The following is an 18,097-nucleotide window of genomic DNA, read 5'->3' on the forward strand; positions in this document are numbered from 1 at the left end:
AGCTTATTTCAATAAATATCCACATGGTTAAAAATTTTAAACGTAGATAATATTACGTAAATCATGTCGATTTTGTTTACAAATTTAACATTTAAGCCTTTCTAAGCCTTTCTAAGCCTTTCTATTTTAACAACACTTTTCACTTGGTACGCAAAGTGCTTAATAAGTATGATTGTCACAATCCTATAAGGCGTTTTTTTATGAAAATCCTATATAAATTAATTTTCATTTCTAGTCTAATCATGTCAACTAACCAAGTCAGCGCAACTACAATTTCAGCAACTTTGAATGGTTGGGAAAATGACTGGAATGAAGGCGCACTATTCTCTTTCAATGGGGGTTATGGTACTACATCTGGAGGGTTGTTTAATTTTACCAATAATACGACATCATCAGATTTTTTGGCGTTCTGCATTGAGATAAATGAGCCAATTGGAATAGGAGATACCGTAGATTATACTATTTACCCAGCCACAGACCCCCTACCTTTGGGTACCGGCTCTGAGGTGGCTGATTACATAGGTCGTCTTTATACAAATGCATATAGCAACGTCACGGATGAGGCAACCGCGGCTGCATTTCAGTTTGCACTTTGGGAGATAATGCATGAAGACTACAATACCAACGGCTTCGATTTATCTACTGGTGACTTTCAGATGGTACAGATAATTCCAAGTGGAATACTTACAGCTGAAAACTACCTCAATTCTTTAGGGTCATGGAGTAATGACGTCATAGTTGATGTTTATCGTAACGATGGACATCAAGACTTATTGCAAGTATACCCAGAACCACCACCTATTAATGTAAATGAACCTTTTAGTTTGTCTCTACTCGGGTTTGGATTAATGGGTTTGGCATTAAAGTTAAAACGTAAGCAATAAACATAGGTCACCTTCGCAGTAACGAACACTCTGTAAATTTAACTATTCATAATAGGCATAAGCGGTATCTCCCTGCTTGTGCCTCCAAACAAACCACTTAAATACCTCTAACTAGGTGGCAATGTTAACTATTCCACTTCAAATGTTCGACAAGGTAAGTAAGGAATACTGTCGAAATAATTTACATAAATTCAAGTTATAATTCTTTAGATATGTAACAGATTGAATATGAATAAATATTAAAGTTGATGTGAAATGTGCTTCAAACCGAATAGATGTACTTTTAAGGAGATAACCATGATAAAGCTTATAGTTAGTTAAAAGCCAAACCATTATATGGAGTATAAGCACTATTTCTAAATTGGTACTTCAGACTCGTTAATTTGTAAATAATTGTAATACCCTTTTAGGGTGGATAATTTCATTCACTACAAATTAAAGGTGACAGGATGTCTTTTGATACGAGATTACGCGCTATTATTCAAGAAGAGCGATATAGTAACAAACAACTCGCTAATGCGTTACGTTTTAATCTATCCGCAACAGCGAACTATGTTACTGGACATAAGGAACCATGCTGCCAATTTTTAATGCAATTTAGCCAGCATGACTGTTTAAAAAAATACACGATATGGCTATTAACCGGAAATGTTGAGCCACGTTCAGGTCAAGTTTGTCCGGTTTTCTCAACTCAAGAGCCATGCGTTTAAATCAAAAGGAGGTGGACTCAACTACAATAAAAACGTTAGCAATACAATTCTACCCTGGGGAGGACAACTAGATGTCTATTAAATCTATTCCTAACGGGTATGAGGTCGATTGTCGTCCGCAAGGACGAAGTGGTAAACGATACAGAAAAAAGTTTAAAACGAAAGGCGAAGCGCAACAGTATGAACGCTGGTTATTATCAACTCAGAACCAAAAAGGCTGGGTAGAGAAATCAGCAGACAAGCGGCCGTTACGCGATTTAATTGATCTTTGGTATCACTACCATGGACAACAGTTAAAGCGCCCTGAAAAAGAGCTAAAACACCTGTTATCTATTGATAAAGACTTAGGGCATCCAAGGGCTGACCAGGTAACTAAACAGCGCGTTATGCAATTCCGAGCCGACAAAATGGCTATCGGGAATAAAGCAACAACGATCAATAGGAGCCAAGTCAGGCTAAGTGGTGTTTTTACTGTATTGATAAAAGCTGGTGAGTTTCATAACGAACACCCATTAAAAGGGATCGGCAAACTCAAGATACGCGCAACTGAAATGGGTTTTTTGAATAAAAAAGAAATCATTCAGTTGCTGGATAATCTTGATGGCGATGAACTTAATATTGCTAAGTTGTGTTTATCGACAGGTGCGCGTTGGAGTGAAGCAGCAGAACTACGGGGAAACGATATTATTCATGGGCGAGTTACATTCAATGATACCAAAAATGGTAAAAACAGAACTGTACCTATAACGCCAGAATTAATGAATGAGATCTACAATGGAAAAACAGGTCGGTTGTTTAATGGTTCATACATGGAGTTTTACGATGTGTTGAAAGCGCAGGGCTTTGATTTACCTAAAGGTCAGGCAACGCATGTTTTACGACATACTTTTGCGAGTCATTTTATGATGAACGGGGGCAATATTTTAACGTTGCAAAAAATCCTAGGTCATTCAACGATTATGCAAACAATGACTTATGCTCACCTTGCTCCGGATTATTTGAATGAAGCAATGACGCTAAACCCAATGTCCACATTGTGACCAAACTCGTAGTATATGATACATATCGCAGTATCAATACAAACAGTTAAACCTATGTTTTAAATAAAAAAACCACCTTAGAACAACTTGTAGTAAGTCGCCCGAAGGTGGCTTTATTTTAAAAGAAACAGGTATTAACCTAATTTAGCACGTAAAGCAGAACCAATATCAGCAAGTGAACGTACCGTTGCTACACCAGCATCTTCCAGTGCTGCAAATTTCTCGTCTGCAGTACCTTTACCGCCAGCAATAATTGCCCCAGCATGGCCCATACGCTTACCTGCTGGCGCTGTAACGCCAGCAATGTAAGAAACGACAGGTTTAGTTACATTCGCTTTAATATAAGCTGCTGCTTCTTCTTCTGCCGTACCACCAATTTCACCAATCATAACGATTGCTTCAGTTTGTGGATCATTTTCGAATAATTCAAGTACGTCAATAAAGTTTGTACCTGGGATCGGATCACCACCGATACCAACACATGTTGATTGACCGTAACCTTCATCAGTTGTTTGTTTTACTGCTTCGTACGTAAGCGTACCAGAGCGTGAAACAATACCAATTTTACCCGGCTTGTGAATGTGACCAGGCATAATACCAATCTTACATTCACCAGGAGTAATAACACCTGGACAGTTAGGACCGATCATACGCACATTTTCTTGATCAAGTTTAACTTTAACTTCGATCATATCAACAGTAGGAATACCTTCTGTGATACAAACGATAAGTTCGATACCAGCATCAATTGCTTCTAGAATCGCATCTTTACAGAACGGAGCAGGTACATAAATAACAGAAGCTGTTGCGCCTGTTGTTTCTACTGCATCACGTACTGTGTTAAATACAGGTAAACCTAAATGTGTAGTGCCACCTTTACCAGGAGAAACACCACCAACCATTTGAGTTCCGTAATCAATAGCTTGCTCTGAGTGGAAAGTACCTTGACCACCAGTGAAACCTTGGCAGATCACTTTCGTATCTTTATTAATTAAAACGCTCATTTATTTGCCCTCCGCTGCTGCAACAACTTGTTGCGCTGCATCCGTTAGGCTAGATGCTGCAATAATATTTAAGTCAGATTTAGCTAAAACTGCACGGCCTAATTCTGCATTGTTACCTTCAAGACGTACAACAACTGGCACTTGTACACCAACTTCTTGTACTGCGCCAATAATACCTTCAGCGATCATATCGCAACGAACGATACCACCGAAAATATTAACAAGTACGGCTTTAACATTGTCATCAGAAAGAATGATTTTGAATGCTTCAGCAACACGTTCTTTTGTTGCGCCGCCGCCTACGTCAAGGAAGTTAGCTGGTTTTCCGCCATGGATGTTAACAATATCCATAGTGCCCATTGCTAGACCCGCGCCGTTTACCATGCAACCAATACTACCGTCTAATGCAACATAGTTTAGCTCAAATTTAGCAGCGTGAGCTTCACGTGCATCTTCTTGAGTAATATCTTGCATTGTGCGTAGCTTAGGTTGACGATAAAGTGCATTTGAATCGATAGTAATTTTACCATCTAAACAAACAAGGTCACCTGCGCCAGTAATGATAAGCGGGTTGATTTCAAGTAATGCCATATCAGAATCAGTGAACATTTTAGCTAGACCCATAAAGATCTGTGTAAACTGCTTGATTTGAGCACCTTGTAAACCAAGTTTGAACGCAAGTTCACGTGCTTGGTAAGGTTGTGCACCTACAAGTGGATCAATCGTTGCTTTGTGAATTAACTCTGGAGTTTGTTCAGCAACCGTCTCAATGTCAACGCCACCTTCAGTTGATGCCATAAATACAACTTTACGCGAACCACGGTCAATAACCGCACCTAGGTAAAGTTCATTAGCGATATCACCTGCAGCTTCAACTAAAATTTGTGAAACTGGCTGACCGTGTTCATCAGTCTGATAAGTAACTAAGTTCTTACCTAACCAATGCTCAGCAAATGCAGTAATTTCGTCTTTAGACGTTACAAGCTTAACACCACCTGCTTTACCACGCCCACCGGCGTGAACTTGACATTTAACAACCCATTTATCGCCACCAATTTTGTCAGCGAAAGCTGCCGCTTCATGAGGTACGTTTGTTGCGTAACCTTCTGGAACTGGCAAACCATATTCAGCAAAAAGTTGTTTTGCCTGATACTCATGCAGATTCATGCTCGTATATCCATGTTATTAGCCACTAGGGCTTGTCCCGAAAACTTACGCCTTAAGATAAGGCGTAAGCAACTAAATAATTAAACTAAATATTACACATCTAAAAGAAGACGAGTTGGGTCTTCTAATAATTCTTTTACTGTTACTAAGAATCCTACAGATTCTTTACCATCAACCAAACGGTGATCGTAAGAAAGTGCTAGATACATCATAGGTAAAATTTCAACTTTACCATCAACAGCCATTGGACGATCTTGGATTTTATGCATACCCAAGATTGCACTCTGTGGCGGGTTGATGATTGGCGTTGACATTAATGAACCAAATACACCACCGTTTGTAATTGTGAAATTACCACCGGTTAGATCTTCAATTGACAGTTTACCGTCACGACCCTTAAGTGCTAGTTCACGAATATTCTTCTCGATATCAGCAAGGCTCATCGTGTCGCAATCGCGTAATACAGGTGTCACTAGGCCACGCGGTGTAGAAATCGCGATACTTACATCAAAGTAGTTATGATAAACAATATCGGTACCATCGATTGAAGCGTTAACTTCAGGGTAACGTTTTAATGCTTCAACAACCGCTTTCACGTAGAAAGACATAAAGCCTAAGCGGATACCATGACGCTCTTCAAATACATCTTTATATTGTTTACGAATATCCATGATAGGCTTCATGTTGATTTCGTTAAACGTTGTTAACATTGCCGTTGAGTTTTTAGCTTCTAGAAGACGTTCTGCGATACGCTTACGAAGACGCGTCATAGCAACACGTTTTTCGCTACGGCCTGGTTGAAGTTCAACAACCGGAGCAGCTACTGGTGATTTTGCTACTGGTGCTGCAGGTGCTAATACTTTTTCAACATCTTCTTTTGTGATCAGGCCATTTTTTCCTGTACCAGTGATCTTCGAAGCATCTAAGCCTTTTTCTGCAATAAGGCGGCGAACAGCAGGGCTAGCGTCAACTGATTGTTCGCTTACTTCTGCAGGTTTATCTTTTGTTTCTTCACCAGCGACAGCGCCAGCTTTTAAACGACCAATAACTTGCTGGCCAAGAACCGTTGCGCCTTCTTCTTCTAGAATTTCAGCAAGAACACCAGATTCAACTGCTGGAACTTCTAGAATAACTTTGTCTGTCTCAATCTCTACAATTACTTCGTCACGTTCAACAGCATCACCAGGGCGTTTGTGCCATGTTGCTACTGCTGCGTCAGCTACTGATTCAGGTAGTACAGGTACCAAGATTTCAATTGTCATTTTCATAATTCCTTTAATAAACTATTTCTGCGCAACAGTTAAAGCATCTTCAATAAGTGCTAACTGCTGTTTTGTATGTACAGACATATACCCGACTGCTGGTGATGCTGATGCAGCACGTCCAGCGTAACTTAGTTTCGCACCTTGCGGGATTACGCCCCAGAAATTATGCTGACTTGAATACCAAGCGCCCTGATTCTGAGGTTCTTCTTGACACCAAACAAACTGTTCTACGTGTTGATACTCTGCAAATATAGCTGCAATTTCCGCATGAGGGAAAGGATAAAGCTGTTCAATACGTACAATAGCAACATCCGTCTGACCCAATTTACGACGCGTTTCTAGTAAATCGAAATACACTTTACCACTACACATAACAACACGTTTGACTTGTGCTGCGTCGAGAGTATCAATTTCACCGATTGCATTTTGGAACGTGCCTTCTGCTAATTCAGATAAACTAGAAATAGCTAATGGGTGACGTAATAACGATTTAGGTGTCATCACGATCAATGGACGACGCATTGGGCGAACTGTTTGACGACGAAGCATATGGTAAACCTGCGCAGGTGTACTAGGTACACAGACTTGCCAGTTATGCTCAGCACACATTTGCATATAACGTTCTAGACGTGCAGATGAATGTTCAGGACCTTGCCCTTCATAACCATGTGGTAACATCACTGTTAAACCACACATACGGCCCCACTTCTGTTCACCAGAAGAAAGGAATTGATCGAATACAACTTGTGCACCATTGGCAAAATCACCAAATTGCGCTTCCCAGATAGTCAAACCACTTGGTTCAGTTGTCGCATAGCCGTACTCAAATGCTAATACCGCTTCTTCAGACAAAACTGAATCATGGATAGTTAACTCACCTTGTTCAGGTTTTAAGTTAGCTAATGGTGTATAAGTACTCGCATTTTCTTGATTATGAACAACTGCGTGACGATGGAAGAAAGTACCACGGCCTACATCTTGTCCAGTAATACGTACTTTGTAGTTATCATCAAGTAATGTTGCATATGCTAATGTTTCAGCAAAACCCCAATCACAAGGTTTTTCACCGTTTGCCATAGCAACACGATCGTTATAAATCTTCTGTACACGAGATTGGATCTTGTGTCCTTCAGGTACAACCGTCATTTTCAACGCAAGGTCTGACAATGTTTCTTGCGGAACCTGAGATTGATAAGGCATATCCCATTCGTGTTTTAAGTACGGGTTCCAATCAACAGAGTGCTGTTGCATTGGGCGCCATTCTTTAACAACACATTCACCGCCATCAAGTAAATCACGATATTCATTAATAAAACCGGTTGCTTCGGCAGCATCAATTACAGCTTCATTAACAAGTTGATCGGCATAGATTTTACGTGGTGTTGGATGTTTTTTAATTTTTTTGTACATTAATGGTTGAGTTGCACTAGGCTCATCAGCTTCATTATGACCATGGCGGCGATAACAAACTAAATCAATAACAACGTCACGCTTGAATGTGTTACGGAAATCAAGCGCTATTTGTGTAACCAATACAACAGCTTCAGGATCATCAGCATTTACATGGAAGATAGGTGCCTGAACCATTTTTGCGATATCCGTACAGTATTCTGTCGAACGCATATCTTTCGGATTTGATGTCGTGAAACCGACTTGGTTATTGACAACAATTCGAATAGTACCGCCGATACCATAAGCGCGTGTTTGTGACATATTAAATGTCTCAGCAACAACACCTTGACCAGCGATTGCAGAATCACCATGAATTGTAATTGCCAGTACTTCATCACCGTTAGTACTACCATGACGTTCTTGACGAGCACGAACAGAGCCCATTACTACAGGGTTAACAATTTCTAAATGCGATGGATTAAAAGCAAGTGCTAAATGTACATTTCCGCCTGGAGTATTAAAATCAGAACTAAAGCCCTGATGATATTTAACATCACCAGCACCCCATGCGTCACTGTGTTTACCAGCAAACTCATCAAATAAGTCTGTTGGTTTTTTACCAAGTACATTCACCAGCATATTCAGTCTGCCGCGGTGAGCCATACCAATAACAGCTTCTTTGATACCTTGTTCACCACTACGACGAATTAACTCTTTCATCATTGGAATTAGTGCATCACCGCCCTCAAGCGAAAAACGTTTAGCACCAGGGAACTTAGCACCAAGGTATTTTTCCAGACCTTCAGCAGCAGTTAAATTATCTAAAAATCGTAATTTATCTTCTTTTTCAAACTCTGGTGTGCTTTCAACTGATTCTAAACGGCTCTGGATCCAACGTTTTTCTTCAGTAGATACAATGTGCATATATTCGGCTGCAATTGAACCACAATATGTTTTTTGTAATGAAGCATAAAGCTCACTGAGTTTCATGCTTTCTTGGCCAATTGCATATGAACCAACATTAAAGTTAGCATCAAAATCAGCATCAGAAAGATTGTGATATTCAGGATCTAGATCTTGTACACGATCACGTGTCCATAGACCTAATGGATCTAAGTTAGCGTGTTGATGACCACGAAAACGGAAAGCGTTGATTAACTGTAATACTTTAACCTGTTTCGCATCATTATGTGGGTCGCTTACTTGAGCAGCATATCGAGATGTATCTTTCGCAAGGCGAATGAAATAATCCTTTACAGGACCATGTGGAACTTCTTTAGTATTATCAACTTTAGGTAACCCTAAAAATACAGCTTGCCATTCTTCGCCAACTGAATCTGGATCTGCCAAAAATTGCTCATATAGATCTTCAATATATGTCTGGTTCGCACCGGCTAGATGAGAGGATTCTAACCAGGCTTTCATGACGTTATTCTGCATTCTCTGCCCTTTTCACTTTAAATGTCCACCGCGCCAGAGATGGTAGCAAAGATTTTAAATTACTGGCCATTCCCAACGGAATGACCATTGTAACTAAAAACTAACAAAAAACATTGCTACACCGCACGTTGTAGTAACATAGATTTAATATTACCGATTGCTTTTGTAGGATTTAGACCTTTAGGACACACGTTTACACAGTTCATAATACCGTGACAACGGAATACACTAAACGCATCGTCTAATTCTGATAAACGTTGTTCAGTTGCTGAGTCACGACTATCGACTAAGAAACGGTAAGCCGCTAATAATCCTGCAGGACCAACGAACTTGTCAGGGTTCCACCAGAATGATGGGCATGACGTAGAACAACACGCACACAAGATACACTCATACAGACCATCTAACTTCTCACGTTCTTCAGGAGACTGAAGGTTTTCGCGAGCAGGTGGGATAGCACTGTCGTCTGTAATTAAGAACGGTTTAATACGTGCATAATTATCATAAAATTGTGACATATCAATAACGAGATCTCGGACCACTGGTAAACCAGGTAGCGGTCGAATAACAATCGTTTTGTTCATATTTAAATCAGACAATGGTGTAATACATGCTAGACCATTTTTACCATTCATGTTAACACCATCAGAGCCACATACACCTTCACGACAAGAACGACGGAAAGCTAATGTCGCATCTGTTTCTTTTAACAAGATAAGTGCGTCAAGAACCATCATATCTGAACCTTCAGGTACTTCAAGGTTCATTTCTTGCATTTTAGGTTTGCTATCAACATCAGGGTTATAGCGATAAATTGAAAATTTAACTTGCATCTTGATCCCTTATGTTTAGTAAACGCGTGCTTTAGGCACAAAGTGCTTCAGCTGCTCTTCAGTTAACAAGTTAGGTGATAAATTCACTTCACGAGTTGTCATTTCTTCATTTGTAGGCAAGTACAATGAATGACATAACCAATTCGCATCATCACGATCTGGGTAATCGAAACGACTGTGTGCACCACGACTTTCTGTACGGAAGTTAGCAGCATGTGCAGTTGCATATGCCGTTTCCATTAGATTATCGAGCTCTAGACATTCAATACGCTGTGTATTAAATTCTGTTGACGTATCGTCTAAGCGTGCATTTTGTAAACGTTTACGAATAGCACGTAATTGCTCAAGACCTTCTGCCATTGACTCACCTTCACGGAATACCGAGAAGTTAAGCTGCATACATTCTTGTAAATCTTTACGAATTTGAACTGGATCTTCACCGTCTTTATTATTTTCCCAACGGTTTAAACGTTCAAGTGACGTATCGACATTTGCGTCAGTTGCTTCTTTTGGCTCTGGGATAGTATCCAGCACTGTACCAAGGTAATTACCTGCAGCACGACCAAATACAACCAGATCCAGCAGTGAATTACCACCTAAGCGGTTTGCACCATGTACAGATACACAAGCGATTTCACCAACAGCAAATAAACCAGCAACAACTTCCATGCTACCGTCTTCTTTACGTGTTAATACTTCACCGTTAATATTTGCAGGTAAACCACCCATCATATAGTGACAAGTAGGAATTACTGGAATTGGTTCTTTCACTGGATCAACGTGAGCAAATGTACGAGATAATTCACAAATACCAGGTAGACGTGACTCAAGTACTTCTTCACCAAGATGATCAAGTTTTAGTTTAATGTGTGGACCCCAAGGACCATCACACGCACGACCTTCACGGATTTCAGTCATCATTGAACGAGCTACAACGTCACGGCCCGCAAGATCTTTTGCGTTAGGCGCATAACGTTCCATAAAACGTTCGCCATCTTTGTTTAGAAGATAACCACCTTCACCACGACAACCTTCTGTTACAAGCACACCTGCGCCAGCAATACCTGTCGGGTGGAACTGCCACATTTCCATATCTTGTAATGGAATACCAGCACGAATTGCCATACCAACACCGTCGCCAGTATTAATGTGTGCATTCGTTGTAGAAGAGTAGATACGACCTGCGCCACCTGTAGCAAATACGGTTGCTTTTGATTTGAAGTAACAGATTTCACCTGTTTCAATATCAATCGCCGTACAACCAGTGATAATACCATCGTCATTTTTAACGAGATCTAGTGCATACCATTCAGAAAATACTTTCGTTTCGTTCTTTACGTTTTGTTGGTAAAGAAGGTGAAGTAATGCATGACCTGTACGATCGGCTGCAGCAGCTGTACGAGCCGCTTGTGCGCCACCGTATGCAAGCGACTGACCACCGAATGGACGTTGATAAATACTACCATCTTCAAAACGAGAGAATGGTAGACCCATGTGCTCAAGTTCTAAAATTGCTTCTGGACCCGTTTTACACATAAATTCGATAGCGTCTTGGTCACCGATATAATCAGAGCCTTTAACAGTATCGTACATGTGCCATGTCCAATCATCTTCGTGTGAATTACCTAAAGCAACGGTAATACCACCTTGAGCAGATACGGTATGTGAACGAGTTGGAAAAACTTTAGATAAAAGTGCACAACTTTTACCTGATTTAGATATTGATAGCGCAGCACGCATACCAGCACCACCGGCACCAATAACTACTGCGTCAAATTCGCGAACTGGAATACTCACTTATAACCCCCAAAGAACAACAAAACCAACAAGCGCATAAACAAATGCAGTGGTTGTTAGAACAAACTGTAATGCACCACGTAAACCGGTTGATTTAACATAGTCAGTTAATACCTGCCATACACCTATCCATGCATGGATGACGATAGCGATAAGGGTAAGAAGAGTGAATACTTTATTTCCAGTACTTGCAAAAAATTCAGACCATACTTGATAAGTAAGATCATTAAATGCAACGAAACCAACAAAATAAAATGTATATAGTGCCATGATAATGGCGGTTGCGCGGATCATGATAAAATCATGAGTGCCACTGCGGCCATAACTTGCTGCGTTAGTTACCATACCATTATCCCCGCTAGGATTGATAAAACAACGGTTGCAACAAAAGATACTTTCGCACTTAATGCACCCGATTCAAGCTCTTCAAAATAACCCATGTCCATCAATAAATGACGGATACCACCAGCAATATGATATGCAAGTGCGGTTAGGATTCCCCAAAGAATGAATGTACCAAAGAAACCAGACACAATTTCTTGTGCATTCTGGAAACCTTGTTCAGAAGATAGTGATTCTGTCAGTAACCATAAAAGAATACCCACTGCAAACAACATTATTACACCAGAGATTCGGTGTAGGATAGATGCGATTGCTGTGATTGGCATGCTAATAGTCTGCAGATCTAGATTTACAGGTCTTTGCTTTTTCACGATATCGCTCACTCAGCTCCATTGAGCATAGTTATTATTATATTGATATAGATCACAGAAATTTATTATTTCCATAACAAATTTCTTTCAAATGAAAGCCCTTGTTTATTTCTTGTTCAAAAGGCAAATAAAATAATGATTATAAGCACTTACATATCTAGAACAAAATTAAAAGAAGGACTCTTGATCCGTGAATAAGTATACCTACATCACAATTTATTTACAAATATAAAAGACCTTATAGCAACATTTACATTGAAATTGAAACATAGGTTAACCTTTTAGTGTTTTTTCTTTGATTATTTTGTAACAAAATTGACATTGGTAATTAATAAAGGTAGCTTTAGCTTCGAATTTCATGAAGAAATCTAATTATAAATAAGCAAAGGAGACGTGCTATGGCTAATCAAAAAGCCACGTTAAACCTACCCGGCCAAGAGCCAGTTGAATTTCCAATTTTATCTGGTACAGCTGGTCACGATGTTATCGACATTCGTACCCTAGGTAGTAAAGGATATTTCACCCATGATCCAGGTTTTATGGCAACGTCATCATGTGAGTCAAAAATTACTTATATTGATGGTGTAGAAGGTATCCTACTACATCGCGGTTACGCTATTGATGATTTAGCATTTAATGCGGATTATTTAGAAGTTTGTTATATTATTCTTTACGGTGATGCACCAACTAAAGAACAATATGAACAATTCAAAGCGACAGTACATAAACACACTATGGTGCACGAACAATTTGCATCTTTCTTCAAAGGTTTCCGCCGTGATTCTCATCCAATGGCGATCCTCTGTGGTGTTTCAGGCGCACTTGCAGCCTTTTATCATGATTCACTAGATGTGACCAATCAACGTCACCGAGAAATTTCAGCATTCCGTTTATTATCTAAAATGCCGACAATTGCTGCTATGTGTTACAAATATTCAATTGGTCAACCTTTTGTATATCCAGATAACAGCCTTTCATACGCAGGTAACTTCCTTAAAATGATGTTCTCTGTACCGTGTGAAACATATGAGGTTAATCCTGTTGTAGAAACTGCAATGGATCGTATCTTTACGCTGCATGCAGATCACGAACAAAATGCTTCTACATCAACGGTTCGACTTGCTGGTTCGTCAGGTGCTAACCCATTTGCATGTATCGCAGCAGGTATTGCGTCACTATGGGGCCCTGCTCACGGTGGTGCTAATGAAGCTTGTTTAACAATGCTTGAAGAGATTGGTAGTGTTGATCGTATTCCTGAGTTTATCGCTCGTGCGAAAGACAAAGAAGACCCGTTCCGTCTAATGGGCTTTGGTCATCGTGTTTACAAAAATAAAGATCCTCGTGCTACCGTAATGCGTAAAAGCTGTCACGAAGTACTTAAAGAACTAAACATTAATGATCCTCTATTAGATGTAGCTATGGAACTTGAGCGTATTGCGCTTGAAGACCCTTACTTCATTGAAAAGAAACTCTATCCAAATGTAGATTTCTATTCAGGTATTACATTACGTGCTATTGGCATCCCAGTTTCTATGTTTACGGTTATTTTTGCATTAGGCCGTACCGTAGGTTGGATTGCTCACTGGAACGAAATGTTAAGTCAACCTGGACAGAAAATTGGTCGTCCTCGTCAGTTATATACGGGTGAAGCACAACGTCCATTTAAAAAATTTAACGATAAAGATTAATCTAAACGTTAGTTATTAATCTTAATAAACAAAAGGCTTCTGATTTATGTCAGAAGCCTTTTTAATATCTATCAGAAATACAGGTAATATATTAAACAAATAAGCCGTTGATGAATAACTACTCGCGAATAAACTGTGTTTGCAATGTTTCCGTTAATTGTGCGCTCATCATCGCTCTTAGTGATGCAGGTTTAACTAACTTACGTAATAAGCCAACTTTAGCCGCCGCTGCTTTATCTGCAATCCCAACCTCTGTTGTCGCCGTAATAAGAATAGCGGGTATCGCTGGGTTTATTTCTCTTAAAGCTGAGATTAATGTTAGTCCATCCTCATCATTATCTAATTGATAATCAACCAACAAAATATCAAAATCGCATTGTTTAAATAACGTCATAGCACTCACAATTGAACTGGCGCCATAAACTTCACAATCCCAACTGCTCATGAGCTCTAGCATGCCTTCTAAAATAGCAGGGTTGTTATCTATACATAACACAGCTGTTCCCGTCAGGTCCGTTGGCACAATAACCGACGTGGTATTGTCTTGTTGTAACGCTGTTGCCTCACAAAGTTGTAGGCTAAACTGGCATCCCCTGCCTTCGACTGAATCAAGCGTCAACTGATGCTGTAATAATGCTGACAAACTAGTACAGATACTCAGGCCTAGCCCTAACCCATCATTCGAACCATTATTGGCCTTTAATTGACTAAACTGTTCGAAAACGCGTTCTTGATCTTTTGTAGCAATACCCGGACCATTATCAAATAACTGAACACTCAACTGACCATTTTTTCGACGACAACCGAGTAATACTCGTCCAGGACTCGCATATCGAAATGCATTACCAATTAAATTTTGTAAAATGCGACGTAGCAGGTGTTTATCGGTATTAACCCAATGTGTGGTTGGCATAATCGTAAAACTAACACCATGCTGTTTAGCCGCAGCAGAAAATTCGCTCGCAAGTTGACTAAATAGATCATTTAACGCAAATGTTTCGATATGGGGTTTAATACTGCCACTCTCTATTCGTGCAACTTCAGCTAAATTAACAATCATTTCGTTAGCCACTTTTAACGACAAATCAATACTACTCACTTGCCGCTGTTGATTTTCATTTAGCGTAGACTGACTAGCAAGAGCCGATGTAAACAAACGTGCCGCTTCAAGCGGTTGTAACAAGTCATGACTACACACTTGTAAATAATAGCTTTTCTTACTTAGTGCCTCGTCAGCAACCACTCTCGCTTTAGCTAGTTCTTTATTTGCCTTTTCGAGTTTTTTAGTTCGCTCTGCGACTCGGGTTTCTAGGTCTTGATTAGCTTCTTTTAATACCTGTTCTGCTTGCCTAAATGCCGTAATGTCTGAAAAAACCATTAAAAATCCACCGTCCGGTAATGGATTGCCTTCAATACGGATCACCTTGCCATCTTCACGTAAACGTTCAGAGCTATGGGACAGCCTTAAACGCAGAAAATCGAGGCGTTTCTGGACATGCTCTTCAGTATTACCCGAACCACACAGACCACGCTCGGCGTTATAGCGTATTAATGACTCGACCGGACAACCAACATAAAGGATATCATCAGGATAATTAAACAACATCGTATACTGTTTATTCCAAGCAACGAGTTCGAGTTCATCATTAATAATTGATATCCCCTCTCTAGTATTTTCTATCGCACTTTTCAGCAAGTTTTGACTAAATTCTTGTCGATGGCTGGATGCATTCCCCACTAAGGTCGCAAGTTCGTCTAACGCAAAATCATGCCCATCTAAAGCAGAATTAAGTACCAACCGCGCAGACGAAGAACCCATCACACTCGACAATACTTTCTCTGTATGCTCAAGTGCATGCTCTGCGATCTCCTTTGCTGTATGACCTAACGTGATAGCCATCTGTTCAAATGCTTTAAAACTTGCAGACGCTTTATCATCACCAACAAATTGAGCTGTTAACAATAACAATTCATCGACAGATATGGCTTGTCGTTTAGATTTAGTTCTACGTTTACTTTCGATAAGAGATGCCGGTAATTGCCGCTTTAAAAATAATGCGCCTTGTATTCGCTCCTGAATACTCGACCTAGTCACCAGCGAAATAGCGATCATAGATACGGTATTAATCGCGAGGCACAGTAAGTTAATAGCTGTCGAACTCGCAAAAACAGTACCTTCTAGTGGCCCAGGATAAAAGCCGAGTTGAGGCAAAAAATTAACAACTGTCCATAATGAAAAGCCGATACAGATACCACTAAACACACCTTTTAATGTCGCTCGTCGCCAATAGAAAGCGGCCAACAATGCTGGCGTTAACTGCGCCAATGCACCTAACGCTGTTACACCTAAGCTTGATAGCGTGGTTGGTGGTATAAACAGAAACACAAGATAACTTAACAGGATCACAAGCAGGACTAATAACTTTCTGATGTTAAGAAGTTTTAATCTAAACGCATTGTATTGAGTCGGGTGTTTATTTTTCTTAAACAAAATAGGAAATATTATTTCGTTACTGAGCATAGTACTTAAAGTAATTGTAGATACAATCACCATTGAACTTGCCGCTGAAATAGCACCCAAAAATGCAAATAGTGTCAGCCATATTTGATCTTGATACCAAGGTAAGACCAACACGTACATATCAACAGGAACACTATTTCCCAATAGCAAGTAACCCGCGAGGCCTAACGGTGCAGAGAAAAATGCAAATACAAGTAAATACAGTGGGAAGATACGACGACTTAACCATGCATCTTGTTCATCGCGTAATTCCACAATCATGACATGAAACTGTCGTGGTAAAACGAAAAATGCAGCCATGACTATGACAAGCATACCACCCATCGCGCTTAGATCGGGAAACTGTAATGCACTAGCTAATTCAGCATTAGCACTCGCTTGTTGCCAAATCTCTTGTGGTGAATCAAACACGATGTAACAAATGAAAATACCTACACTGGCAAACGCTGCAATTTTAACCAGAGCTTCAAACGCAATTGCCAACATAATGCCGGGATGACGCTCTGTCACATCAATACTGCGTATACCAAACAACATGCTAAAACCTGCCAAGACACAACTCGTCACTAAACCAAGCTGCCAAGGCATAAAGTCTTGTTGAATTTGTAATTGCAGGAATGAATAAACAATGGCTTTAATTTGCAATGCAATATAGGGCATTGTGCCAAAAAGAGAAACTAGTGTGACAAGAATTGCTAATGCATGTGATTTCCCAAAACGAGCGGCGAGTAAGTCGGCAATGGAGGTTAAATTAAAGGCAATACTTGTTTTAATTACCCGCAACAAGAAAGGCCAAGCGAAAACAAGTAGTAATATTGGGCCTAAATAAATAGGCAGGTACGAATAAACACTACTGGCAGCCTGCCCTGTCGTGCCTAGAAAACTCCACGAAGTACAATAAACAGAAACAGCAAAAGCATAAATTAACGCTTGCCGTTTTCCTTGGATAAGATAACGATATTTATCACCTAAATATGCAATTAAAAATAATAACGCGATATAAAAAAAACTTAATAGCATCAACTGCCAATTTGCAAACATACTATAACCTACCCAGCAACAATCTACTCAACTGTGCCTATCGAACTACGACTAAATTAACTTATTCAAGAACAGAGAAAGCGCGATACCCAAGCAATTCAAAGTTAACCAATAGAAAACAGAAAAAGAGATATTCAAAGCATGACACGCCTTGGGTATATGCAAAACGACTAAAGCGAGGTTTCAAATTCGCTAATGTAATCGCCACCTTTAATTGAGGCGATCAACCTTAATTTATAACTTGTCGAGGTACGGGCTAATTCACGCAGTGGTGTTTGTGCTTGCCAGTAATAATTACTTTGTACCTGAGATAGGGGAAATGCAGTCGCTGTATTATCTTCATCTACTAGGAATAGCACCGCTTCATCAAGAGGGAAAGTAGAATTTACGACAGTTGAACCCGCTTTATCAAACACGTTTATTTTAAAGTCACCACTTATCAACACACACCCACCAGCAAGTACTTCACAAGAAGATTCTGGTATTAATGTGATCAACTTAGCCTTATCCGCATCGTTTTCAATTAAATAATCTGATGCTATATAGCCCAATACAGCTAATAATGGCGCGACAAGTACTGCCACTTTGGTATGTTTATTCAT

At 39.9% G+C, this 18,097-nt stretch carries 14 protein-coding genes; 4 read left to right on the forward strand and 10 right to left on the reverse strand.

What is annotated here, in order from left to right; translation table 11 throughout:
• The first annotated feature begins 242 nt into the window (after positions 1–242).
• The 3 genes from HWV01_RS12365 to HWV01_RS12375 all read left to right on the forward strand — a co-directional run bounded on the left by HWV01_RS12365 (position 243) and on the right by HWV01_RS12375 (position 2,634).
• Positions 243–884, forward strand: coding sequence for a thioester domain-containing protein (locus HWV01_RS12365; RefSeq protein ID WP_211671840.1), 642 nt, complete (start codon positions 243–245; stop codon positions 882–884).
• Positions 885–1,333: 449 nt separating this feature from the next.
• On the forward strand, positions 1,334–1,594 hold the full coding sequence (locus HWV01_RS12370; protein WP_211671841.1) for a hypothetical protein: 261 nt from the start codon (positions 1,334–1,336) through the stop codon (positions 1,592–1,594).
• 71 nt (positions 1,595–1,665) lie between these two features.
• Positions 1,666–2,634, forward strand: coding sequence for a tyrosine-type recombinase/integrase (locus tag HWV01_RS12375; protein ID WP_211671842.1), 969 nt, complete (start codon positions 1,666–1,668; stop codon positions 2,632–2,634).
• A gap of 134 nt (positions 2,635–2,768) precedes the next feature.
• Here the strand turns inward: HWV01_RS12375 and sucD are convergent, their stop codons facing one another.
• The 8 genes from sucD to sdhC form a co-directional block, all read right to left on the reverse strand.
• Complete coding sequence (sucD, locus tag HWV01_RS12380) at positions 2,769–3,638, reverse strand: succinate--CoA ligase subunit alpha (RefSeq protein WP_211671843.1); 870 nt, start codon at positions 3,636–3,638, stop codon at positions 2,769–2,771.
• A complete protein-coding gene (gene sucC / locus HWV01_RS12385) occupies positions 3,639–4,805 on the reverse strand; it encodes an ADP-forming succinate--CoA ligase subunit beta (RefSeq protein WP_211671844.1) in 1,167 nt (388 codons plus the stop codon).
• 92 nt (positions 4,806–4,897) lie between these two features.
• Complete coding sequence (odhB, locus tag HWV01_RS12390; protein WP_211671845.1) at positions 4,898–6,067, reverse strand: 2-oxoglutarate dehydrogenase complex dihydrolipoyllysine-residue succinyltransferase; 1,170 nt, start codon at positions 6,065–6,067, stop codon at positions 4,898–4,900.
• Positions 6,068–6,088: 21 nt separating this feature from the next.
• Positions 6,089–8,902 (reverse strand): 2-oxoglutarate dehydrogenase E1 component, encoded by a 2,814-nt coding sequence (gene sucA / locus HWV01_RS12395; RefSeq protein ID WP_211671846.1) that lies wholly within the window; start codon positions 8,900–8,902, stop codon positions 6,089–6,091.
• Positions 8,903–9,018: 116 nt separating this feature from the next.
• A complete protein-coding gene (locus tag HWV01_RS12400; protein ID WP_211671847.1) occupies positions 9,019–9,735 on the reverse strand; it encodes a succinate dehydrogenase iron-sulfur subunit in 717 nt (238 codons plus the stop codon).
• Between the two features lie 15 nt (positions 9,736–9,750).
• Positions 9,751–11,532: a succinate dehydrogenase flavoprotein subunit gene (sdhA, locus tag HWV01_RS12405; protein WP_211671848.1), complete on the reverse strand. Its 1,782-nt coding sequence runs from the start codon at positions 11,530–11,532 to the stop codon at positions 9,751–9,753.
• Positions 11,533–11,877: a succinate dehydrogenase, hydrophobic membrane anchor protein gene (gene sdhD / locus HWV01_RS12410; protein WP_211671849.1), complete on the reverse strand. Its 345-nt coding sequence runs from the start codon at positions 11,875–11,877 to the stop codon at positions 11,533–11,535.
• Positions 11,871–12,257 carry a succinate dehydrogenase cytochrome b556 subunit gene (sdhC, locus tag HWV01_RS12415; protein ID WP_211671850.1) on the reverse strand — a complete coding sequence of 129 codons (387 nt, stop codon included), beginning with the start codon at positions 12,255–12,257 and terminating at the stop codon, positions 11,871–11,873. The genes sdhD and sdhC overlap by 7 nt, the downstream gene beginning before the upstream one ends.
• 386 nt (positions 12,258–12,643) lie before the next feature.
• Between sdhC and HWV01_RS12420 the strand changes: the two genes are divergently transcribed.
• Complete coding sequence (locus HWV01_RS12420) at positions 12,644–13,933, forward strand: citrate synthase (RefSeq protein ID WP_211671851.1); 1,290 nt, start codon at positions 12,644–12,646, stop codon at positions 13,931–13,933.
• Positions 13,934–14,051: 118 nt separating this feature from the next.
• On the opposite strand, the gene HWV01_RS12425 is transcribed toward HWV01_RS12420, so the two are convergent.
• On the reverse strand, positions 14,052–17,495 hold the full coding sequence (locus HWV01_RS12425) for a PAS domain-containing hybrid sensor histidine kinase/response regulator (RefSeq protein WP_211671852.1): 3,444 nt from the start codon (positions 17,493–17,495) through the stop codon (positions 14,052–14,054).
• Positions 17,496–17,665: 170 nt separating this feature from the next.
• Positions 17,666–18,097: a hypothetical protein gene (locus HWV01_RS12430; protein ID WP_211671853.1), complete on the reverse strand. Its 432-nt coding sequence runs from the start codon at positions 18,095–18,097 to the stop codon at positions 17,666–17,668.

Source organism: Moritella sp. 5 (assembly GCF_018219455.1).
Taxonomy (GTDB): Bacteria; Pseudomonadota; Gammaproteobacteria; order Enterobacterales; family Moritellaceae; genus Moritella.

What these genes read in the sequence shown, in the direction of transcription:
- HWV01_RS12365 (WP_211671840.1), top strand. Translation starts at nt 243, where the DNA reads ATGTCAACTAACCAAGTCAGCGCAACTACAATTTCAGCAACTTTGAAT.
- HWV01_RS12370 (WP_211671841.1), top strand. Translation starts at nt 1,334, where the DNA reads ATGTCTTTTGATACGAGATTACGCGCTATTATTCAAGAAGAGCGATAT.
- HWV01_RS12375 (WP_211671842.1), top strand. Translation starts at nt 1,666, where the DNA reads ATGTCTATTAAATCTATTCCTAACGGGTATGAGGTCGATTGTCGTCCG.
- sucD (WP_211671843.1), bottom strand. Translation starts at nt 3,638, where the DNA reads ATGAGCGTTTTAATTAATAAAGATACGAAAGTGATCTGCCAAGGTTTC.
- sucC (WP_211671844.1), bottom strand. Translation starts at nt 4,805, where the DNA reads ATGAATCTGCATGAGTATCAGGCAAAACAACTTTTTGCTGAATATGGT.
- odhB (WP_211671845.1), bottom strand. Translation starts at nt 6,067, where the DNA reads ATGACAATTGAAATCTTGGTACCTGTACTACCTGAATCAGTAGCTGAC.
- sucA (WP_211671846.1), bottom strand. Translation starts at nt 8,902, where the DNA reads ATGCAGAATAACGTCATGAAAGCCTGGTTAGAATCCTCTCATCTAGCC.
- HWV01_RS12400 (WP_211671847.1), bottom strand. Translation starts at nt 9,735, where the DNA reads ATGCAAGTTAAATTTTCAATTTATCGCTATAACCCTGATGTTGATAGC.
- sdhD (WP_211671849.1), bottom strand. Translation starts at nt 11,877, where the DNA reads ATGGTAACTAACGCAGCAAGTTATGGCCGCAGTGGCACTCATGATTTT.
- HWV01_RS12420 (WP_211671851.1), top strand. Translation starts at nt 12,644, where the DNA reads ATGGCTAATCAAAAAGCCACGTTAAACCTACCCGGCCAAGAGCCAGTT.
- HWV01_RS12425 (WP_211671852.1), bottom strand. Translation starts at nt 17,495, where the DNA reads ATGTTTGCAAATTGGCAGTTGATGCTATTAAGTTTTTTTTATATCGCG.
- HWV01_RS12430 (WP_211671853.1), bottom strand. Translation starts at nt 18,097, where the DNA reads ATGAATAAACATACCAAAGTGGCAGTACTTGTCGCGCCATTATTAGCT.